Source organism: Streptomyces sp. NBC_00306, from assembly GCF_036169555.1.
Classification (GTDB): domain Bacteria; phylum Actinomycetota; class Actinomycetes; order Streptomycetales; family Streptomycetaceae; genus Streptomyces; species Streptomyces achmelvichensis.
Window position 1 is genome coordinate 4,937,094 of sequence record NZ_CP108032.1, and the last position, 20,516, is coordinate 4,957,609.

Below are 20,516 nucleotides of genomic sequence, written 5' to 3' on the forward strand. Positions count from 1 at the left end.
GTCAGTGCCATGGTGCACGGTGGGAACCACATCGGATCGAACGATCTGGAGGAGGAAGCATGACCGTGTCCGAAACCGGAAATGCCACGGGTGCCGAGGCTCTGCGGCCGCATGCGGAGGACGCCTTCGCGGACGAACTGACGGCGCTCGCCGCGGCCGACGACCGGCCGCGTCCGGTCAACTGGCGGCTGTCGCCCTGGGCGGTCGCCACCTATCTGCTCGGCGGCACACTGCCCGACGGCACGGTGATCACACCGAAGTACGTGGGACCGCGCCGGATCGTCGAGGTCGCCGTCACCACGCTCGCCACCGACCGGGCCCTGCTGCTGCTCGGCGTGCCCGGCACCGCCAAGACCTGGGTCTCCGAGCACCTCGCGGCCGCGGTCAGCGGCGACTCCACCCTGCTCGTGCAGGGCACGGCGGGCACACCGGAGGAGGCGATCCGCTACGGATGGAACTACGCGCAGCTGCTCGCCCACGGCCCCAGCCGCGACGCCCTGGTGCCCAGTCCCGTCATGCGCGCGATGTCCGACGGCATGACGGCCCGGGTCGAGGAGCTCACCCGTATCCCCGCGGACGTCCAGGACACGCTGATCACGATCCTGTCCGAGAAGACGCTGCCCGTCCCCGAGTTGGGGCAGGAGGTCCAGGCGGTCCGCGGCTTCAATCTCATCGCCACGGCCAACGACCGCGACCGCGGGGTCAACGACCTCTCCAGCGCACTGCGCCGCCGGTTCAACACCGTGGTGCTGCCCCTGCCCGCGACGTCGGAGGCGGAGGTCGACATCGTGTCCCGGCGCGTCGACCAGCTGGGCCGCTCGCTCGACCTGCCGGCCGTGCCGGAGGGCCTGGAGGAGATTCGCCGCGTCGTCACCGTCTTCCGCGAGCTGCGCGAAGGCGTCTCCGCCGACGGCCGCACCAAGCTCAAGTCGCCGTCGGGCACGCTGTCCACGGCCGAGGCGATCTCCGTCGTCACCGGAGGCCTCGCGCTCGCCGCGCACTTCGGGGACGGCGTGCTGCGGCCGGGCGACATGGCGGCCGGCATCCTCGGCGCGGTCGTGCGCGACCCGGCGGCCGACCGGGTCATCTGGCAGGAGTACCTGGAGACCGTGGTGCGCGAGCGGGACGGCTGGAAGGACTTCTACCGTGCCTGCCGCGAGGTGAGCGCATGACGGGCCCGCTGCTGCTCGGCGTCCGTCACCACGGACCGGGCTCGGCGCATGCGGTGCGGGCGGCGCTGGACGCTGCGTCTCCCCGGGTGGTGCTGATCGAGGGCCCGCCGGAGGGGGACGCCCTGCTCGCGCTCGCGGCGGACGAGCAGATGCAGCCGCCGGTCGCTCTGCTGGCCCATGCCGTGGACGATCCAGGGCGGGCGGCGTTCTGGCCGCTGGCCGAGTTCTCCCCGGAGTGGGTCGCCCTGCGTTGGGCGCTCGGCCGGGATGTCCCGGTCCGCTTCATCGACCTCCCGGCCGCGCATTCGCTGGCCCTCGCGGCGGAGGAGGAGGCAGCCGGCCGGGCGCGTTGCGAGGAGCCCGGCCCGCTGGAGGGCGCTGATCCCGAACGGCCCGCGGCGGGTTCGGCGGACCCGGGATGGGACGCGGTGCCGGACGTCGCACCGTCGGCCGAGCTGTCTCCGCAAGAACGGTCATCGCACGAGCCGTCGCCGCACGAGCCGTTGTCGGACCGGCCCTCGTCGCAGGCGCCGTCGGCCCGGAGCGGGGACCCCGGGTGGGATGCCGTCCCGGGGGAGCCGGGAGCGGGCGCGGACAGCGCGCCGTCCGACGCCGGCATGCGCATCGACCCCATCGCCGTCCTCGCCGAGACCGCGGGGTACGACGACCCCGAGCGGTGGTGGGAGGACGTCATCGAGCACCGCGGCACGGGCGGTGCGGACGGCGACCCGCGTGCGCCCTTTGCCGCTCTCGGCGAGGCCATGGCCGCGCTGCGCGGGATGTACGGACACGGCGGGCACGACCGCGACCTGGCCCGCGAGGCCCATATGCGGATCCAACTTCGCACGGCGCGCAAGGAGTTCGGCGACGATGTCGCCGTCGTCTGCGGCGCCTGGCACGTCCCGGCGCTCGCGGAGAAGACCACCCTCACCGCCGACAGGGCGCTACTCAAGGGACTCCCCAAGGTCAAGACGGAGATGACCTGGGTGCCGTGGACCCATCGCCGGCTGGCCCGCCACAGCGGGTACGGGGCGGGCATCGACTCTCCCGGCTGGTACGGGCATCTGTTCCAGGCACCCGACCGTCCCGTCGAGCGCTGGATGACCAAGGTCGCGCGGCTGCTGCGCGACGAGGATCGGATGGTCTCCTCCGCGCATGTCATCGAGGCCGTCCGGCTGGCCGAGACCCTCGCGGCCATGCGCGGCCGCCCCCTCGCCGGACTGACCGAGACGACCGACGCGATCCGGGCCGTGATGTGCGACGGCTCCGACGTGCCGCTCGACCTGATCCGGGACCGGCTCGTCGTCGGGGACGTGCTCGGCGAGGTACCGGACGCCGCCCCCGCCGTGCCTCTGCAGCGGGATCTCACCCGGCTCCAGCGCAGTCTCCGGCTCAAGCCGGAGGCGCTGGAGCGTGAGGTGGAGCTGGATCTGCGCAAGGACAACGACGCGGCCAAGAGCCGGCTTCTGCACCGGCTGTGCCTGTTGTCCGTCGGCTGGGGCGAGCCCGTGACGGGACGCGGCAGCACGGGCACCTTCCGGGAGAGCTGGCGGCTGCGCTGGGAGCCCGAGCTGTTCGTCAAGGTCGCCGAGGCCGGCGTGTGGGGGACCACGGTGCTCTCTGCCGCCACGGCGAAGGCGGAGAGCAAAGCGGTGTCGGCGATCGCCCTCGCCGAGGTGACCACGCTCGCCGAGCAGTGCCTGCTGGCCGAACTGCCCGACGCGCTCTCCGTCGTGATGAAGGCGCTCGCCGACCGCGCCGCGCTCGACACCGACGTCGGACATCTCGCCCAGGCACTGCCCGCCCTCGCCCGTTCGCTGCGCTACGGCGACGTACGGTCCACCGACACCGCCGCGCTCGGCGAGGTCGCCACCGGGCTCGCGGAGCGGATCTGCGTCGGCCTGCCGCCCGCGTGCACGAACCTCGACGCGGACGGCGCCGCGGAGATGCGCGGCCATCTGGACGCGGTCCACACCGCGATCGGGCTGCTGCCGACGGCCGCCGAACTGAGCAGCCGTTGGGGGTCGGTGCTGCACCGGCTCGCCGGCCGCGACACCGTACCGGGGGTGATACGCGGCCGGGCCGCCCGGCTGCTGCTGGACGACGGGCGGCTCGAGGAGGACGAGGCCGCGCGGCTGATGAGCCTCGCCCTCTCGCTCGGCACCCCGCCCGCCGAAGCCGCGGCCTGGATCGAGGGATTCGTCGGCGGAGCGTCGGGGGGCGGCATGCTCCTCGTGCATGACGAGCGCCTGCTCGGCCTGGTCGACGCCTGGCTGACGAGCGTGCCGGCGGACGCGTTCACCGACGTTCTGCCGCTGCTGCGCCGCACGTTCTCCGCGTACGAGCCGGGCGTGCGCCGCACACTCGGCGAACTGGTCCGGCGCGGACCCGCCGCGGCGTCCGGCGGTGCGGCGCGGCCGCAGGCGGGGATGCCCGGCTTCGGCGCTGGTCTGGACGAGGAGCGCGCGGACGCCGTGCTGCCCGTGCTGCGGATGCTGCTCGGAATCGACGACAACGACCTTGCGGGGGCGGGCCGATGACCCGGACGACTGAACCGGCGACGACAGATGCAACGACGACTCCGGCGACGACTCGTCCGGCGACGACCGACGTGACGTCGACCGATGCGACGACGCGGGAGCGGACCGCGGCGAAGGCGGCGCCGGGCGACGAGCGGCTGCGCCGGTGGCGGCTCGTCCTCGGCGGCGAGTCGGCGGACGGCACGGGCTGCTCCCTCGCCGGGACCGACGTGGCGATCGACGGAGCCCTGACCGCGCTCTACGGCAACGGCGGCGGACGGCCCGCCGGCGACCGCAGCCGCGGCCGTTCGGCCGGGCTCGGTGCTTCCGCGCCGTCCGTGGCGCGCTGGCTCGGCGACATCCGTACGTACTTCCCGAGTTCCGTCGTCCAGGTGATGCAGCGCGACGCCATCGACCGGCTGGGGCTGTCCACGCTCCTGCTGGAGCCCGAGATGCTGGAGGCCGTGGAGGCGGACGTCCACCTCGTCGGCACTCTGCTCTCCCTCAACAAGGCGATGCCCGAGACGACCAAGGAGACGGCCCGGGCCGTCGTGCGCAAGGTCGTCGACGACCTGGAGAAGCAGCTGGCGACCCGGACGCGATCGACGCTGACCGGGGCGCTGGACCGATCCGCGAAGATCAACCGCCCGCGTCACCGGGACATCGACTGGGACCGCACCATCCGCGCGAACCTCAAGAACTACCTTCCCGAGTTCAACACCGTCGTCCCCGAGCGGCTGATCGGATACGGGCGGGCGTCGCAGTCCGTGAAGAAGGACGTCGTGCTCTGCATCGACCAGTCCGGTTCGATGGCCGCGTCCGTCGTCTACGCCTCGGTGTTCGGCGCGGTCCTCGCCTCCATGCGCTCCATCGCCACCCGGCTCGTCGTCTTCGACACCGCGGTCGTCGATCTCACCGACCAGCTGGACGACCCGGTCGATGTGCTCTTCGGCACCCAGCTCGGCGGCGGTACGGACATCAACAGGGCGCTGGCGTACTGCCAGTCGCAGATCACCCGGCCCGCCGACACCGTGGTGGTCCTGATCAGCGACCTGTACGAAGGCGGCATCCGGGACGAGATGCTCAAACGGGTGGCCGCGATGAAGGCGTCGGGTGTGCAGTTCGTGGCGTTGCTCGCTCTGTCCGACGAAGGGACACCGGCGTATGACCGGGAGCATGCGGCGGCCCTCTCGGCGCTGGGCGCACCGGCCTTCGCCTGTACGCCCGACCTCTTCCCGGACGTGATGGCGGCCGCGATCGAGAAACGACCACTGCCCATACCGGACATGGCGGCTCATCAGTAACAGGGGACTTGCGCAGCCCCGGGAGGAACGTGCGAGCATCGTCCCCGATCGACGCGGAACGTCCGCTTCCGCCGATGGGGAAGGTCTCTCACCGTGTCTGCCGCAGCTGCGCCCTCCGCTGCTGCCGTTCTGCGCGTCGTGCGCGGGGCGGCGGTCCAGCGGCCTGCGGTGCGGGGGCGGCTGCTGCGGGTGCTGCTGTTCCTCGGCGGCCTGGTGACGGTCGGGTTCCTCTATGGGGGTCAGGCGTACGCGGCGGAGGCGACGGTCCCCGCGGAGACGGTGACGACTGCTGGGGCCGGCGCGGCACAGGACATGCGCGGTGCCACGGAGGACGTCGTGCGGGGTGCGGCGACCTCGGGTTCCTCGGAAGCCTCGGGGGCGTCGGCGTCCGCCGACCGCGGAGAGCCCGTACCGGCCGCGGACGTCCCGAAGCCGGTCCAAGAGCTGCGGCCCGCCCGGGAGATGGCCGAGCCGGTGCGCGCGGTCGCTCGCGACGCCGCCCGACCCGTCACGCGGCCGCTGAACCGGACGATCGTCGAACCGGTCGCTCAGCCCCTGGTCGAGTCACTCGCCGAATCGCTCGCCGGGTCGATGAAGCCGATCCTGGCCCAGACGCCTGGCCTTCCCCATGCGCCCGGCCTTCCCCAGGGCCTGACACCGCCTCTCGGTACGCCGTCCCTCGACGGGAACGAGCCGCAGACAGCACCGCAGCTCCCGTCCGCCGACAACTCGGCGCTCAACCCCGCGTTCCCCGCCGGTACATGCGGACCCGCAGCCGGAACTCCGACAGCGACGGCAGCGACGGCAGCGACGGCCGTGCACCGGATCTTCGGCGTGGACCGTTCCGTCCGTGCGGCTGCCGCTGCCCGGACCACGGTGGACAGCCCTGCCCCGGCGCCCGCGCCCGGGCAGGCGCCCGGGAAGCCGTGCGGCATCGTGCCCGGCGCGCTCCAGCAGTCCGGCGACAGCCACACACCGCGGCCCGGCGACCAGGCGACGCACCCGGCGGGCGGTACGGCCTTCGCGCCGGCGCCCGGCGCGGTCCTGGCGGCGGCCGGTGAGCCGACGCGCGAACGACCCGGCGACATCCTCGAATTCCCCGGCTAGGGCAGCCCTTTCCCCCCGAGACCTCCCGCGCGGGGGTGGGACAGGTCTGCCCGCCGTCCGGACGACTCCGGACAGCCGAAACGCTTTCGAAGGATCAGAAGCCAGCATGAACAAGAACATTCGCCGTTCCATAGCCGTAGCAGCCACTGCCTCCGGGATGTGGGCGCTCGGGACCGCCATGGCCAGCGCCGACGAGCTGCCCGTCTCCGCGCCGCTCTCCACGCCGGACCTGGCGGCCGAGCTCCCGGCGGCCCCGGAGCTCCCCGAGGCACCCGCCGCCCCGAAGACCGCGGTCGTCCCCGAGGTGAAGGACCTCCCCGAGGCCCGGGACCTCGAGCCGACGGCCCAGCACCTCGTTCACGACGCCGCGCACGACGTCGAGCGCACCGCCGCCGAGGCGCAGGGGGAGATCGACTACCTCTTCGGTCCTCTGTCCGACTTCGCTCCCGAGCTCGAGCGGGTCCCGGCCGACGCGCAGGCGCAGGTCCGGGGCACGGTCGGTGCCACGGGTCCTGTCGTCGACGAGACGGCCACCGCCGTGCTCCCGCCCGTCGCCGCCACCGCCGTCGACTCGGTCCTCCCCGTCGCCGACCGGGCCGTGGGTGACGCGGGTGTCCTCGCGGGCGGCGTCGTCGGCGAGGTGTCGCCGTTCGCGGGCGGCATCGTCTCCGGTGTCCAGCCCCTGGCCGGGGGCGTCGTCTCCGAGGTCGGCCCGTTCGCCGGCGGTGTGGCCGGTTCGGTCCGGCCGGTGGTCGACACCGTCGTCTCCCACGTGCAGCCGGTCGCGCACGGCGTCGGCGGCAGCGCGGGGAGCCTGGCGCAGGGTGTGACCGGGGACGTGCGGCCGTTCGCGGGTGCCGCGCTCTCCGGCGTACAGCCCTTCGCCCACGACCTGACGGGCACCGTCACCGCCGACGTCCACCCGCTCGCGGGCAACGCCGTCGAGGGCGTCCAGGGGACGGCAGCCGCCGTGACGCCGAGCTACGTCCCGGCAGCCCCGGCGTACGGCATCTGAGTCGGCACCGGACAGATCCGTCCGGGCTACGGAACAGATCCGGCACCGGTCCGGTACGGATCCGGCGGCATCTGTCGAAATCGCCGGATACCCGGGCGAATACCTTGCCGACCCGGTGGGCAGCAAGGAAGCAACGGCCCGGGCCGGGTCATCGGGCGGTCCTCATTGGGGTGAGGGCCGCCCGGCTCAGGGCGCGTCCCCCGAAGGTGTCCGCCGGTGTCCGCAGGCATCTGTCGGTGGCGTGGCCGATGGTGCGATCTGTTCGCGTGGCCGGTGGTGCGATCTGTGACTGTTATCACCGCTCATCTGTGAGCTGCAATTTAGGGAGCCACGTTCCACGGGGATAACCTGCGAGGCGGACATGCCGCGTGCCCGGACACCGTGTACGCCTTCCTTGTGACACCGCAGTCACGTTGCCCTTCGCGGCACGCCCACGCAGACAACGAACCGCGATGATGAGAAAAGGGACGGACGCGCGTGGACCTGTTCGAGTACCAGGCGAGGGACCTCTTCGCCAAGCACGGTGTACCGGTGCTGGCCGGTGAAGTCATCGACACGCCTGAGGCGGCGCGCGAGGCTACGGAGCGTCTGGGCGGCAAGTCGGTCGTCAAGGCGCAGGTCAAGGTCGGTGGCCGCGGCAAGGCCGGCGGCGTGAAGCTGGCCGACGGCGCGGACGACGCGGTCGAGAAGGCCGGTCAGATCCTCGGTATGGACATCAAGGGCCACACGGTCCACAAGGTGATGATCGCCGAGACCGCGCCCGAGATCGCCGAGGAGTACTACGTCTCGTACCTCCTCGACCGCACCAACCGCACCTTCCTGGCCATGGCCTCCGTCCAGGGCGGCATGGACATCGAGGAGGTCGCGGAGAAGACCCCCGAGGCCCTCGCGAAGGTCCCGGTCGACTCCAACGAGGGTGTCACCCTCGAGAAGGCCCGCGAGATCGTCGCGCAGGCGAAGTTCCCGGCCGAGGTCGCGGAGCAGGTCGCCGAGATCCTCGTGACGCTGTGGAAGACCTTCATCGCCGAGGACGCGCTCCTCGTCGAGGTCAACCCGCTGGCCAAGGTCGCCGACGGCCGCGTGATCGCCCTCGACGGCAAGGTCTCGCTCGACGAGAACGCCGAGTTCCGGCAGCCGGGCCACGAGGAGTTCGTGGACCACGCCGCAGCCAACCCGCTCGAGGCTGCCGCCAAGGCCAAGAACCTCAACTACGTCAAGCTCGACGGCGAGGTCGGCATCATCGGCAACGGCGCGGGTCTGGTCATGTCGACCCTCGACGTCGTCGCGTACGCCGGTGAGGCGCACAACAACGTCAAGCCCGCCAACTTCCTCGACATCGGTGGCGGCGCCTCCGCCGAGGTGATGGCGAACGGTCTCGAGATCATCCTCGGCGACCCGGACGTCAAGTCCGTCTTCGTCAACGTCTTCGGTGGCATCACCGCCTGTGACGAGGTCGCCAACGGCATCGTCCAGGCCCTGGAGCTGCTGAAGTCCAAGGGCGAGGAAGTCACCAAGCCGCTGGTCGTGCGCCTCGACGGCAACAACGCGGAACTGGGTCGCAAGATCCTCTCCGACGCGAACCACCCGCTCGTGCAGCGCGTGGACACCATGGACGGCGCGGCCGACAAGGCCGCCGAGCTCGCCGCGGCTGCGAAGTAAGGGACGAGGGACACCACAGTCATGGCTATCTTCCTCACCAAGGACAGCAAGGTCATCGTCCAGGGCATGACCGGCGCCACCGGCATGAAGCACACCAAGCTCATGCTCGCTGACGGCACCAACATCGTCGGCGGTGTGAACCCGCGCAAGGCCGGCACCAGCGTCGACTTCGACGGCACCGAGGTGCCCGTCTTCGGCTCCGTCGCCGAGGCGATGGAGAAGACCGGGGCGGACGTCTCCGTGCTCTTCGTGCCGCCGGCCTTCGCCAAGGCGGCCGTCGTCGAGGCGATCGACGCCGAGATCCCGCTGGCCGTCGTCATCACCGAGGGCATCGCGGTGCACGACTCCGCCGCCTTCTGGGCGTACGCCACCAGCAAGGGCAACAAGACCCGGATCATCGGCCCGAACTGCCCCGGCCTGATCACCCCCGGCCAGTCCAACGCCGGCATCATCCCGGGCGACATCACCAAGCCCGGCCGCATCGGTCTCGTGTCGAAGTCCGGCACGCTGACCTACCAGATGATGTACGAGCTCCGTGACATCGGCTTCTCCTCCGCCGTCGGCATCGGTGGCGACCCGGTCATCGGCACCACGCACATCGACGCTCTGGCGGCCTTCGAGGCCGACCCGGAGACCGAGCTGATCGTGATGATCGGTGAGATCGGCGGCGACGCCGAGGAGCGTGCGGCCGACTTCATCAAGGCCAACGTCACCAAGCCGGTCGTCGGCTACGTCGCGGGCTTCACCGCCCCCGAGGGCAAGACGATGGGCCACGCCGGCGCCATCGTGTCCGGCTCGTCCGGCACGGCGCAGGCGAAGAAGGAGGCCCTCGAGGCCGCGGGCGTCAAGGTCGGCAAGACGCCGACCGAGACGGCCAAGCTCGCGCGCGAGATCCTCGGCGGCTGATCGTCACCGCCTGAATCTCCGCCGTACGCACGGACGGGCCCGCGCCTCATGACGAGGCGCGGGCCCGTCCGCGTGTCCGGCCGTCCGCGTGGCCGGCCCATGCCGGTCTACGGGATCGTCGGTACCAGTCGTTCGGGGCCGTGGACCGGCTCGGACAGCAGCTTCTGGCGCAGCATGTGACTTCGCGGGTTGATCGGCTGCGGCCCGGCGAGCGGCGGTACTCCGCCCACCTCGTGGCCGGGAGAGACCGCCGGCTCGTACTGTGTCGGCGCCGTGGCCAGAGTGAAGCCCGTGGCGCCCATGATCAGCGTGGTGACGCTGAGGGCGGCCCGGGTCCACAGCCAGGCCCGGCGTTCGCTGCTTGTCCGTACGGCCCGGGGCGGGTTCAGCTGCGGCACGGGACCGGAGTTCGCGAGGGCGAGCAGCTGATTGCGCAGGACCGTGGGGTCGCTGAGGTGGGGGAGCTGCTCGGCGATGGCCTCGCGCGCGTGCAGCAGACGGTTCGCCGCCGCGGGAGTGCTCGCCTCCGTCTCGGCGGCCGTGTCGGGCAGGTCGAGACCGAGACCGTCGTAGAGCAGGAGGGTGCGGCGGTACGGGGGCGGCAGCTCCAGCAGCGCTTCGAGCAGTTCGCGCTGTTCGCTGTCGACGAGCGGCGGGTTGTCGGGGTGCCGGTGGACGGGGCGCAGCCGCTGCCAGGGCGACATGGCGAACTCGTACGCGGCCGCCCGCACCCAGCCCGCGGGGTCGCGGTCGCGGGCCACCTCGGGCCAGCGCTGCCAGGCGAGGTGGAAGGCGCGCTCGACGGACTCGTGGGCGAGCCTGCGCCGGCCGGTGAGCAGATAGGCCTGGCGTACGAGGCCGGGGGCGCTGTACGTGTACAGGGCGTCGAAGGCCTCGGCGGGGGTGGACACGGGCCGCTGGTCCCGGGGCTCAGTATCGGCAGCCGTTCTTGCCGCCTGGTCCGTGCCGGGCTCGCTCCCGACCTCGCCAGCGCCTTCGGGGCGGCATCCGCCTGCGCCTTCACCCATGTCGTCGGCGCCGGACCCGCCGTCCCCGGCCGTCGGCGGCAACTCCGCTGTGGCGTCGTCCGGCTCGGGGTCCGCTGCCGGCGACGCCGTCCGCACCGGCTTCAGTTCCACCGGCACCGGGTCCCCGGCCGTCTCCCGGGGCACCTCGATGGCTGCCTCTTCGGCAGCCGGGCGGGCGGCCGACGCGACGGGCTTCCTCACCGGGGCAGCGGCTTCGGCCGAGGGGTTCGTCTCCGGAGCGGAGGTGCCCGATACCGCTTCCGCTTCCGCTTCCGCCTTCGCCTTCGCTTCCGTTTGCGAGCCGGGGTCCGGGTCCGCCTCGGTCAGCAGCTTGGCGTACATCTCACGCCGGCGACCCCGGGGGGCGCTGCGGCCGCTCTCCCACGACCGGATCGTGGCCTTCGTGACGCCGACGGCGGTGGCGAGCTCCTGCTCGCTCATCGACTTCGCCTCGCGCAGCCTGCGGCGCTCTTTGGGGGAGGGCAGCGGAGTGCTCGAACCGGAGCGTGTCGTGCTCTGGGTCATGACGGGCTCCCCGAAGCGCAGCACTCTGCGGAAAAGTACATAAACGTATATTGAGCGACACAACGGCTATTCGCCTGTTACGCGGATAAAGCGCGTGTCGTTGGCAGCATGGCCGCGTGACCCAGACGACCGATCACAGCCCCCCGTTCTCGGCTCCGGTGCTGCTCCAGGGCGGCCGGCGGCCCGCGTTGGCCGCATGCCTCGTCCGCGGGGCGATCGCGGCGGGGCTCGGGCTCGGTACGTTCGCCGTCCTGGTGATCGCGCTGTGGATCAGTTCGCCGTATCCGGACAGCGGTCCGAACGGGGCGCTGCATGTCGCGGCCGGGCTGTGGCTGCTCGCCCACGGCACGGAACTCGTCCGCTCCGAGACCCTCTCCGGGCAGCCGGCGCCCATCGGGATCGTGCCGCTGCTCCTCGTGGTCCTGCCGGCCTGGCTTGCGCACCGGGCGGCCCGCGACGGTCTGCTGCCCGCCGACGACCGCCCGCGCCCGTCGGCGCGAGGTGCGCTGTGTGCCGTCAGCCTGGGATATCTGCTGGTCGGCGCCGCCGCCACGGTCTATGCGGCGGGCGGACCACTGGCGCCGGATCTGCTGAGCGCCGTACTCCATCTGCCGCTGGTCACCCTGGCGGCGGTGGGGGCCGGCGTGTGGACGGCGAGCGGCCGTCCGGGCGGTCCGCTGCCGGACTGGGTGCCCGCACGGCTGCGGAAGGAGCTCGCCCGTACGCGGGTGGCTGTCGCCATGCGGTCCGGGGCCGCCGGTGCCCTGACCCTGCTGGGCGGTGGCGCACTGCTCGTCGCGGCCTCGATGGTGTGGAACGCGGACGCCACGCAGGACTCGTTCCTGCACCTCGCGGACGTGTGGTCGGGACGGCTCGCGGTGTTGATGCTGGGGCTGGCGCTGGTGCCCAACGCGGCGGTGTGGGCCGCCGCGTACGGGCTGGGGCCCGGCTTCGCGCTCGGTACGGGCGCGACGGCGACCCCTCTGGCGCTCACCGGCGACCCTGCCCTGCCGCACTTCCCGCTGGTCGCCGCGGTGCCGGCCGAGGGGCCCGGCACACCGCTGAACTGGGCCGCTGCGGCCGTTCCGCTCGCCGCGGCGCTGATCGTCGCCCACTTCACGGCGCACCGGGCAGCGCCGCGCCACGGCGACCGTGCGACGGCGTGGGGGATGGGCGAGACCGCGCTGGCGGCCTTGCAGGGTGCTGTGGTCTGCGGCGTGCTGACGGGTTTTCTCGCGGCGGCGGCCGGCGGGCCGCTCGGCACGGGCCGGCTGACGGCGTTCGGCCCGGTGTGGTGGCTGACGGGCGCGGCCGCGCTGGTGTGGTCGGCGGTCGTCGCGGTGCCGGTGGCTTTGGCGCTGCGGGCCTGGCGGGTACGGGGCCGGGCCGTAGGAGCCGATGGGTCACCGATTCCGGCCGCCGCCGTTCCGGGTCCCGCGTCACCGGCGCCCGTTGCCGCGAGCGGCGTGGAGATGGACGACATGGACGACGCGGAGTTCGATCCGTACGACTTCCTGCCGGAGTTCCCCACCGGGTCCCGGGAGACCGACGCGTCGCCGGACGGTACGGCCGGCGCATCCGACGAGTCCTCGGAAGGGGCCGGGGACGTCACCGGATCGGCCCGCGACGATCGCGCACCGTGGGCCGTGCCGCTCAGCCCCTGGCCCAAGGCCCCCGGGTTGTCGAGCATCGCCCTGGACGCGGACCGCGCAAAGGCCGACCGCGAAGAACCGGACCGCGATGAACGGGACCGCGAAGGCGAAGAACCGGACCGCGAAGAGCGGGACCGCGAGGCAACGCACGCTGCGGCTGCGGACCGTACGGAAGGCCCCGGGACAAGCTCCGCGAGAAGCCGCGCGACGAACCCCACGGACACCCGTGCGGTTACCGGCGCTGCCGGGGCGGACGCTGCTCAGCAGAGCCCCACGCTCCCGGCCCGGCTGCCCGACGCTCTGCCGGACGGGCCCGCGGGCCGTGCGGACGCGGACCGGGACGACTCCGGTCCGCCCGCTACTCCTTGACGCCGATGACCCCGCGCAGCGGGTCGGGCAGCTTGTCGTTGCAGGCCAGCTGCCCGGTCTTGGTCAGCGAGTCGTTCACGCACGTGTAGTAGTCACGGTAGACCAGCTGCGCCGTGAAGGACGCGGCCACGATCACCAGGGCGATGCCCGCCATCACGAGACCGCTGACGGCCGATGTGATCTGCGAGCGGTTCGGGGTCTGCGGCACCTGTGGGGTGGCCGGCGGCGCGACCGTCGGGTCCGCCGGACGGCGCTGGGGCTTGGCGCGCAGAGAGCTGATCGCCCAGTACAGCGCGAGCGCGCCGAGCAGCAGCGCGATCTCCGGGAAGTCGAACAGGGCGAAGAAGAACGCCCACATGCCCGAGAGCAGTGCGTAGCGCGCCCGGCGCTGGGACGGGTCGGTCGGGTCCCAGCGCATGCCGCCCGTGCCGGGAGGTCCGCCTTCGGGGCCCTTCTGTCCACCGTTGTTCTGCTGGTCCCGGCCGTCGGGGCGGCCGCCGAAGCCGCCCGAGGAGCGGCCCGGCTGGCGGCTGCTCCACTGGCTGCCCCACACGGGACGGTCGTCGGAGCCCGACGGGTCGGAGGAACCGGGGCCCTGGCCGGATCCCGATCCGGACGAGTCGTCGGGGGAGCCGGAGGAACCGTCGTTCGCGGGGCGCCGGGGCTGCCACGGCTGGTCCGGCCGTCCCTCGGGCGGAGGGGCGAAGGGGTTGTTGTCGTCCGTGGACTGGCGCTCCCGCGGCAACAGGAGGTCCGTACGGCGGCGTCGGTCCGGCATCTGGTGAACGTCTTCCCCTCAGACCCTGTCGCGCGTGGGGTCTTGTGTCGTCGTGCCCGTCGAGGGACGGGTCCTGTCCCCAGACGCTACCTCCCGGCCACGTCCCCGTCCCGTGGGGGCTCTTCTGTGTGCCGGTATCGTTGCTGACGGTCGGCCTCTTCGTAGAGTTCCCCGTATCGAGGGGTGCGATTCGTTCGTACGACCGTACAAAGACGTACACCCCCGCGACACGCACTGCGACGCGCACTGCGACACCGCGGGAAACACCGCGACATCACCGCGAGAAAGAGACCCGCCGTGGCCTCCCCGCCCCTCTCTGTCCGACCGGCCCCGGACCGACCGGCCCGCCTGGTGGTCCTGGTCTCCGGTTCCGGCACCAACCTCCAGGCCCTGCTCGACGCCATCGGCGACGATCCGGCCGGCTTCGGCGCCGCCGTGGTCGCCGTCGGCGCGGACCGCGACGGGATCGTGGGACTGGAGCGCGCCGAGCGCGCCGGACTTCCCACGTTCGTGTGCCGGGTCAAGGACCACGAGACCCGTGACGCGTGGGACCGGGCGCTCACGGAGGCGACGGCGGCGTACGAGCCCGACCTCGTGGTCTCGGCCGGATTCATGAAGATCGTGGGCAAGGAGTTCCTCGCCCGCTTCGGCGGCCGGTGCGTCAACACGCATCCCGCGCTGCTGCCCAGCTTTCCCGGCGCCCACGGTGTCCGCGACGCGCTCGCGTACGGGGCCAAGGTGACCGGGTGCACCGTCCACTTCGTCGACGACGGCGTCGACACCGGCCCGATCATCGCGCAGGGCGTGGTGGAGGTGCGGGACGAGGACCACACGGACGGTGGGACCGCTCTTCACGAGCGCATCAAGGAAGTCGAGCGAGCGCTGCTCGTCGAGGTCGTGGGGCGTCTGGCCCGTAACGGCTACCGCATTGAGGGACGAAAGGTAGTTTTCCCGTGACTGTTGAGACTGCGAAGCGGGCCATCCGGCGAGCGCTGGTCAGTGTGTATGACAAGACGGGGCTCGAGGAGCTCGCGCGCGGGCTGCACGAGGCGGGTGTGGAACTGGTCTCCACCGGATCGACCGCCGGGAAGATCGCCGCGGCCGGTGTACCGGTCACCAAGGTCGAGGAGCTCACCGGTTTTCCCGAGTGCCTGGACGGCCGGGTCAAGACGCTGCACCCCCGCGTGCACGCCGGCATCCTCGCCGACCTGCGCCTGGAGTCCCACCGCGAGCAGCTCGCCGAGCTCGGTGTGGAACCGTTCGACCTGGTGGTCGTGAACCTCTACCCGTTCCGCGAGACCGTCGACTCCGGCGCCTCCCCGGACGAGTGCGTCGAGCAGATCGACATCGGCGGCCCCTCGATGGTGCGCGCCGCCGCCAAGAACCACCCCTCGGTCGCGGTCGTCACCAGCCCGGAGCGGTACGGCGACGTGCTGACCGCCGTCTCCTCCGGCGGCTTCGACCTCGGCGCGCGCAAGCGGCTCGCGGCGGAGGCCTTCCAGCACACGGCCGCCTACGACGTCGCCGTCGCCTCCTGGTTCGCGTCCGCGTACGCCCCGGCCGACGACTCGCCGTTCCCCGACTTCCTCGGTGCCACGTACGAGCGCTCCCACGTCCTGCGCTACGGCGAGAACCCGCACCAGGGCGCCGCGCTGTACGTGAACGGCAACGGCGGTCTCGCCGAGGCCGAGCAACTGCACGGCAAGGAGATGTCGTTCAACAACTACACGGACACGGAGGCCGCGCGGCGTGCCGCGTACGACCACGCCGAGCCGTGTGTGGCGATCATCAAGCACGCCAACCCGTGCGGTATCGCGGTCGCCGCGGATGTCGCCGAGGCGCACCGCAAGGCGCACGCCTGCGACCCGCTGTCCGCCTTCGGCGGGGTCATCGCCGTCAACCGCCCGGTCTCGGTGGCCATGGCGGAGCAGGTCGCGGAGATCTTCACCGAGGTCATCGTCGCTCCGGCGTACGAGGACGGCGCGGTCGAGGTGCTCGCCCGCAAGAAGAACATCCGTGTGCTGCGCTGCCCCGACGCCCCCTCGGCGCCGGTCGAGATCAAGCCCGTCGACGGCGGCGCGCTGCTCCAGGTGACGGACCGTCTCCAGGCCGACGGTGACGACCCGTCGGCGTGGACCCTCGCGACCGGAGAGGCCCTGGACGCCGCCGAACTGGCGGACCTGGCCTTCGCGTGGCGGGCCTGTCGCGCGGTCAAGTCCAACGCGATCCTGCTGGCGAAGGACGGTGCGTCGGTCGGCGTCGGCATGGGCCAGGTCAACCGCGTCGACTCGGCGAAGCTCGCGGTGGAGCGTGCGGGCGAGGAGCGGGCGCGAGGCGCGTACGCGGCGTCCGACGCGTTCTTCCCCTTCCCCGACGGTCTGGAGATCCTGACCGCGGCCGGCGTCAAGGCCGTGGTGCAGCCGGGCGGTTCGGTCCGTGACGAGCAGGTCGTCGAGGCCGCGAAGAAGGCGGGCGTGACGATGTACTTCACCGGGACGCGTCACTTCTTCCACTGACGGACGTCCCCGCAGGGGACGGACACGCGTACGGCCCGCCGGTTGCGCAACCGGCGGGCCGTACGGGGTGCTGCGGGCTGTCCGCGCAGTGCGGGGTCAGTGCCGCGGGCGGGCGAACCACTCGCCGCCGTCGGACTTGCCGACGAACACCGTGACGAGGATGGCGAGCACGGTGTGCGCCAGACCCACGACGATGAACGGGTAGATGCCGAGGATCGCGGTGATGATGCCGAACACCATGGTGGTGACACGGATACCGCTTCCGCCCGTCTTGAACTTGATCGCGAGGAAGACCGCGAGCGCACCCCAGACCAGGGCGCCGACGCCGATGGCGTAGACCGCGCCGGTGGAGAAGTCGGCCAGGTCCTGGAACTGCACGTCGTCCCGGAGCGACGGGTCGTCCTGCGCCTTGTCGATGGCCGCGCCGGTGAGGAACATGAGCACGGCGCCGATGACCTGGAGGCCGGCGATCACGTAGAGCATGACCCGCGCAGCCTTCACACCGCCCGGCATCTCCGTGGGGCCCATCCCGTAGCCGCCGGCGCCGTAGGGCTGGACCGGCGGTGCCTGCGGGTAGCCGTAACCGGGCTGTCCCTGGGGCTGGCCCTGCTGCGGATAGCCGTAGCCCGGCTGACCGCCCTGCTGCTGGCCGTAGGGGTTGTTCGGGTCGCCGAAGCTCATGGCGGGTTTCCTCCGTTGAAAGTGCGGGGACTGCGCGGTCCGGGCGGAGGAACGTCACACGAGATCAGCGGTTCGGCCCCCCAACACTTTCCGCGGCATGCGCGGCTCATCGTCGTCTCCACGTCGACTTTTTGTCCAGTCGGTATGCGTATGTGTTGTGCAAGTGCAACCTCCGGTTCCGGGTGCCGGGAGGGGGTGTTCCGGGCCCGGTGCGGAGCGGAATTGGAACCGGGGCGGGTCCATCCGCGAGGATGGGTGCATGACTGCCCAGATTCTCGATGGCAAGGCCACCGCAGCCGCGATCAAGTCCGATCTGACCGTCCGCGTGGCGGCCCTCAGGGAGAAGGGCGTCACGCCCGGTCTCGGGACCCTGCTGGTCGGGGACGACCCGGGCAGCCGCTGGTACGTGAACGGCAAGCACCGCGACTGCGCGCAGGTCGGCATCGCCTCGATCCAGCGCGAACTGCCGGACACCGCCACCCAGGAGGAGATCGAGGCGGTCGTCCTCGAACTCAACGACAATCCCGAGTGCACCGGCTACATCGTCCAGCTCCCGCTTCCCCGGGGCATCGACACCAACCGGGTCCTGGAGCTGATGGATCCGGCCAAGGACGCGGACGGGCTGCACCCGATGAGCCTCGGCAAGCTCGTGCTCGGTGTGGAGGGACCGCTGCCGTGCACGCCGTACGGCATCGTCCAGCTGCTGCGTCACCACGACGTCGAGATCAACGGCGCCAATGTGGTCGTCGTCGGCCGGGGCATCACCATCGGGCGGCCGATGCCGCTCGTCCTGACCCGCAAGTCCGAGAACGCGACCGTGACGCAGTGCCACACGGGCACCCGCGACCTGTCCGCGCATCTGAAGCAGGCCGACATCATCGTCGCGGCGGCCGGGGTACCGCACCTGATCAAGCCGGAGGACGTGAAGCCGGGCGCCGCGGTGCTCGACGTCGGCGTCAGCCGCGACGAGCACGGCAAGATCGTGGGCGACGTGCACCCGGGCGTCACCGAGGTGGCCGGCTGGGTGGCCCCGAACCCGGGCGGTGTCGGCCCGATGACCCGTGCGCAGTTGCTGGTCAACGTGGTCGAGGCGGCCGAGCGTGCCGCCGCCGTCGCGGCAGGCTGACCGGAGAGGCTGACCCCATGGGTGTACGGACGAACGACGAGGACGCCACGGCGCCGGCGGAGCCCGACGGGCCCGCCGGGTCCGGCGCGGACGATGCGCGGGACACGGAAACGGCCGGCGCCGAGGGGGCGCGCGGCACGGACGGTGCCGCGGCCGATGACGGCGACGCGACCGCGGACGAGCACGCGGACGAGTCCGGCCCCGGATTCGAGGGGCCGGACGTCGTGCACGAGCCGGACGGCGAGGTCAGTGCCAAGGGCGTCGTCAGTTCCCCCGGGCCCGACGGCGAACCCGTACGCACCACCCGGCGCTTTCCCGCGCTCACCACCGACACCGCCCGCCCCGAGGGCGGCGGGCGCGCGGCCCCCGGGGACGCTTCCGCTCCCGCCCGCCAGTGGCCGCTGCTGACCGTGCTCGCGCTCGCCGCGCTCGGGCTGCTGATCGTCGGCACGGACGCGTTCGCCGATGCCTTCCGTGTCGGCACGATCCTGATCGGGGTCGCGCTGATCACGGGTGCGGTGATGCGGCGGGTCCTGCCCTCGGTCGGCATGCTCGCTGTGCGTTCGCGATTCACCGACATGGTCACGTACGGGCTGCTGGGCGTCGTGATCACCCTGCTGGCGCTGGTGGCCCAGCCCAAGCCCTGGCTGGACCTGCCGTTCCTGGAGGACGCCGTCCACTTCACCGTGCGCTAGGAGACCCGGGCCGGGATCTCCGGCCGGCGGACCACGCAGAACGGCGCCCGTCCTCTCCCCCGAGGGAGGACGGGCGCCGTCGTGTGTCCAGAGTCATGGACGCGCCAACACCGTTCAAGGGACGACCGGGGCCTGTGGCACGGAAGTGACCATTCCGCCACGGTGTGATCGTTGCGCCACGGATGCGAGACCGAATCGGCCGCGGGGGGCGCACGAAATCCGCGGCCGGGGGCGCACGAAGTATCGCGTCCGGTCCTGAGTGCTCCCCCTGTGAGCCGACAGGCGGAACTGACATCCTGACCCTGCGCATCTCCCTCGGTGTCCGGTTCTCGGGCGGGGGTCCCGGAGCGGAGCGGGGGCGGCGGAGCGACACGGCACGGCACCGCACGGTTCGGGGGAACAAGGGGGGTGGCACATGCCTCGTTGGAAGGCACTGCCGGAAGAGCTGGACCCACAGATCCGCGAGTTCGCCGAGCAACTGCGCCGGCTCGTCGACCGGAGCGGGCTGAGCCTGGCCGCGGTCGCCGACCGGACCGGCTACGGCAAGACGTCCTGGGAGCGGTACCTCGACGGGCGGCTGCTCGCGCCCAAGGGCGCGATCCTCGCGCTCGCGGAGGTGACCGACACCGGCCAGGCCCATCTGATCACCATGTGGGAGCTCGCCGAACGCGCGTGGAGCCGCTCCGAGCTGCGGCACGACCTGACGATGGACGAGCAGCGCATAGCCGAGGCCCGGGCCGCCCTCGGGGAGTACGGTCCGGCACCGGAGGACGCCGTCCCGCCGGGCGCCCGGGCGTCCGCGCCCCGGACCGGAGCGGGGGCCCGGACATCACAGCGCGGGCAGTACCCGGCGCCCCCCGGATCGCACCCGCCGGGCGACGTCCGCCCCGGCCCGTCGGGCGGCCGACGCAAGGTAGTCCTGTTCCTCGCCGGGGTCGTGGGCGCGCTGCTGGTGATCGCCGCAGCCGTGCTGCTGACCGACCTCGGAGGGAGCGGCGGCGACGGCGGCACCGCGGCCGGGAAGCCGTCGGCGACGCCGACCACCAGCGCACCGCCGCTGCCCGCCGGGGTGAAGTGCAGCGGCGCGGCCTGCACCGGCCAGGACCCGGAAACGATGGGCTGCGGCGGCGAGTTCGCCACGACGGCCTCCTCGGCGACCATCGGCGGCTCCCTCGTCGAGGTCCGCTACAGCAAGACCTGCCAGGCGGCGTGGGCGCGGATCACCCGGGCCACGGCGGGCGACACCGTGCGCATCACGGTGGCCGGCAAAGGGGCGCAACAGGGCCTGGTGGACGAGGACACCGACGCCTACACGCCGATGACCGCCGTCGCCCGAGCGGCCGACGCACGGGCCTGCGCCACGCTCACCTCGGGGACCACCGGCTGCACCGGCGGCCAGTGAGCCGCGCCACACGGGTGGGGGGAATGGCCGGGTGCCGGGTCGGATAGCCTGACCGCTGGATG

The 20,516-nt window shown here is 72.4% G+C and carries 16 protein-coding genes; 13 read left to right on the forward strand and 3 right to left on the reverse strand.

Annotated features, from left to right (window positions below):
* Positions 1 to 59 precede the first annotated feature (59 nt).
* The 7 genes from OHA05_RS22085 (at position 60) to sucD (ending at position 9,682) form a co-directional block, all read left to right on the forward strand.
* Positions 60 to 1,172 carry an ATP-binding protein gene (locus OHA05_RS22085; RefSeq protein WP_328861509.1) on the forward strand — a complete coding sequence of 371 codons (1,113 nt, stop codon included), beginning with the start codon at positions 60 to 62 and terminating at the stop codon, positions 1,170 to 1,172.
* Positions 1,169 to 3,712 carry a DUF5682 family protein gene (locus tag OHA05_RS22090; RefSeq protein WP_328861510.1) on the forward strand — a complete coding sequence of 848 codons (2,544 nt, stop codon included), beginning with the start codon at positions 1,169 to 1,171 and terminating at the stop codon, positions 3,710 to 3,712. Before OHA05_RS22085 ends, OHA05_RS22090 begins: the two co-directional genes overlap by 4 nt.
* Complete coding sequence (locus tag OHA05_RS22095) at positions 3,709 to 4,995, forward strand: vWA domain-containing protein (RefSeq protein ID WP_328861511.1); 1,287 nt, start codon at positions 3,709 to 3,711, stop codon at positions 4,993 to 4,995. The genes OHA05_RS22090 and OHA05_RS22095 overlap by 4 nt, the downstream gene beginning before the upstream one ends.
* A gap of 93 nt (positions 4,996 to 5,088) precedes the next feature.
* Positions 5,089 to 6,102: a hypothetical protein gene (locus tag OHA05_RS22100; protein ID WP_328861512.1), complete on the forward strand. Its 1,014-nt coding sequence runs from the start codon at positions 5,089 to 5,091 to the stop codon at positions 6,100 to 6,102.
* A gap of 106 nt (positions 6,103 to 6,208) precedes the next feature.
* On the forward strand, positions 6,209 to 7,117 hold the full coding sequence (locus tag OHA05_RS22105) for a hypothetical protein (RefSeq protein ID WP_328861513.1): 909 nt from the start codon (positions 6,209 to 6,211) through the stop codon (positions 7,115 to 7,117).
* A 477-nt stretch (positions 7,118 to 7,594) separates the two neighbouring features.
* Positions 7,595 to 8,776, forward strand: coding sequence for an ADP-forming succinate--CoA ligase subunit beta (gene sucC / locus OHA05_RS22110; protein ID WP_313944592.1), 1,182 nt, complete (start codon positions 7,595 to 7,597; stop codon positions 8,774 to 8,776).
* Positions 8,777 to 8,797: 21 nt separating this feature from the next.
* Positions 8,798 to 9,682 carry a succinate--CoA ligase subunit alpha gene (gene sucD / locus OHA05_RS22115; protein ID WP_313944591.1) on the forward strand — a complete coding sequence of 295 codons (885 nt, stop codon included), beginning with the start codon at positions 8,798 to 8,800 and terminating at the stop codon, positions 9,680 to 9,682.
* 107 nt (positions 9,683 to 9,789) lie between these two features.
* Here the strand turns inward: sucD and OHA05_RS22120 are convergent, their stop codons facing one another.
* The gene (locus OHA05_RS22120; RefSeq protein WP_328861514.1) at positions 9,790 to 11,235 is read right to left on the reverse strand and encodes a sigma factor-like helix-turn-helix DNA-binding protein; all 1,446 of its coding nucleotides are present in this window, start codon (positions 11,233 to 11,235) and stop codon (positions 9,790 to 9,792) included.
* A 116-nt stretch (positions 11,236 to 11,351) separates the two neighbouring features.
* Between OHA05_RS22120 and OHA05_RS22125 the strand changes: the two genes are divergently transcribed.
* Positions 11,352 to 13,256 carry a cell division protein PerM gene (locus OHA05_RS22125; RefSeq protein ID WP_328861515.1) on the forward strand — a complete coding sequence of 635 codons (1,905 nt, stop codon included), beginning with the start codon at positions 11,352 to 11,354 and terminating at the stop codon, positions 13,254 to 13,256.
* Here the strand turns inward: OHA05_RS22125 and OHA05_RS22130 are convergent.
* Positions 13,246 to 14,034 carry a hypothetical protein gene (locus OHA05_RS22130; protein ID WP_328861516.1) on the reverse strand — a complete coding sequence of 263 codons (789 nt, stop codon included), beginning with the start codon at positions 14,032 to 14,034 and terminating at the stop codon, positions 13,246 to 13,248. The genes OHA05_RS22125 and OHA05_RS22130 overlap by 11 nt on opposite strands.
* Positions 14,035 to 14,331: 297 nt before the next feature.
* On the opposite strand from OHA05_RS22130, the gene purN reads away from it, so the two are divergent.
* The gene (gene purN / locus OHA05_RS22135; RefSeq protein ID WP_313944587.1) at positions 14,332 to 14,991 is read left to right on the forward strand and encodes a phosphoribosylglycinamide formyltransferase; all 660 of its coding nucleotides are present in this window, start codon (positions 14,332 to 14,334) and stop codon (positions 14,989 to 14,991) included.
* Complete coding sequence (purH, locus tag OHA05_RS22140) at positions 14,988 to 16,550, forward strand: bifunctional phosphoribosylaminoimidazolecarboxamide formyltransferase/IMP cyclohydrolase (RefSeq protein ID WP_313944586.1); 1,563 nt, start codon at positions 14,988 to 14,990, stop codon at positions 16,548 to 16,550. The genes purN and purH overlap by 4 nt, the downstream gene beginning before the upstream one ends.
* Before the next feature lie 96 nt (positions 16,551 to 16,646).
* On the opposite strand, the gene OHA05_RS22145 is transcribed toward purH, so the two are convergent.
* Positions 16,647 to 17,231 (reverse strand): hypothetical protein, encoded by a 585-nt coding sequence (locus tag OHA05_RS22145; protein WP_313944585.1) that lies wholly within the window; start codon positions 17,229 to 17,231, stop codon positions 16,647 to 16,649.
* A gap of 259 nt (positions 17,232 to 17,490) precedes the next feature.
* On the opposite strand from OHA05_RS22145, the gene OHA05_RS22150 reads away from it, so the two are divergent.
* From OHA05_RS22150 to OHA05_RS22160, 3 genes are all read left to right on the forward strand, one after another.
* Positions 17,491 to 18,357 (forward strand): bifunctional methylenetetrahydrofolate dehydrogenase/methenyltetrahydrofolate cyclohydrolase, encoded by an 867-nt coding sequence (locus tag OHA05_RS22150; RefSeq protein WP_313944584.1) that lies wholly within the window; start codon positions 17,491 to 17,493, stop codon positions 18,355 to 18,357.
* 17 nt (positions 18,358 to 18,374) lie between these two features.
* Complete coding sequence (locus tag OHA05_RS22155) at positions 18,375 to 19,052, forward strand: DUF3017 domain-containing protein (RefSeq protein WP_313944583.1); 678 nt, start codon at positions 18,375 to 18,377, stop codon at positions 19,050 to 19,052.
* Positions 19,053 to 19,467: 415 nt separating this feature from the next.
* Positions 19,468 to 20,454, forward strand: coding sequence for an XRE family transcriptional regulator (locus OHA05_RS22160; protein WP_328861517.1), 987 nt, complete (start codon positions 19,468 to 19,470; stop codon positions 20,452 to 20,454).
* Positions 20,455 to 20,516: the final 62 nt, after the last annotated feature.

Excerpts from the sequence above, each read along its gene's own strand:
- OHA05_RS22085 (WP_328861509.1), top strand. The coding sequence starts at position 60 with ATGACCGTGTCCGAAACCGGAAATGCCACGGGTGCCGAGGCTCTGCGG.
- OHA05_RS22090 (WP_328861510.1), top strand. The coding sequence starts at position 1,169 with ATGACGGGCCCGCTGCTGCTCGGCGTCCGTCACCACGGACCGGGCTCG.
- OHA05_RS22095 (WP_328861511.1), top strand. The coding sequence starts at position 3,709 with ATGACCCGGACGACTGAACCGGCGACGACAGATGCAACGACGACTCCG.
- OHA05_RS22105 (WP_328861513.1), top strand. The coding sequence starts at position 6,209 with ATGAACAAGAACATTCGCCGTTCCATAGCCGTAGCAGCCACTGCCTCC.
- sucD (WP_313944591.1), top strand. The coding sequence starts at position 8,798 with ATGGCTATCTTCCTCACCAAGGACAGCAAGGTCATCGTCCAGGGCATG.
- OHA05_RS22120 (WP_328861514.1), bottom strand. The coding sequence starts at position 11,235 with ATGACCCAGAGCACGACACGCTCCGGTTCGAGCACTCCGCTGCCCTCC.
- OHA05_RS22130 (WP_328861516.1), bottom strand. The coding sequence starts at position 14,034 with ATGCCGGACCGACGCCGCCGTACGGACCTCCTGTTGCCGCGGGAGCGC.
- OHA05_RS22145 (WP_313944585.1), bottom strand. The coding sequence starts at position 17,231 with ATGAGCTTCGGCGACCCGAACAACCCCTACGGCCAGCAGCAGGGCGGT.
- OHA05_RS22150 (WP_313944584.1), top strand. The coding sequence starts at position 17,491 with ATGACTGCCCAGATTCTCGATGGCAAGGCCACCGCAGCCGCGATCAAG.
- OHA05_RS22155 (WP_313944583.1), top strand. The coding sequence starts at position 18,375 with ATGGGTGTACGGACGAACGACGAGGACGCCACGGCGCCGGCGGAGCCC.
- OHA05_RS22160 (WP_328861517.1), top strand. The coding sequence starts at position 19,468 with ATGCCTCGTTGGAAGGCACTGCCGGAAGAGCTGGACCCACAGATCCGC.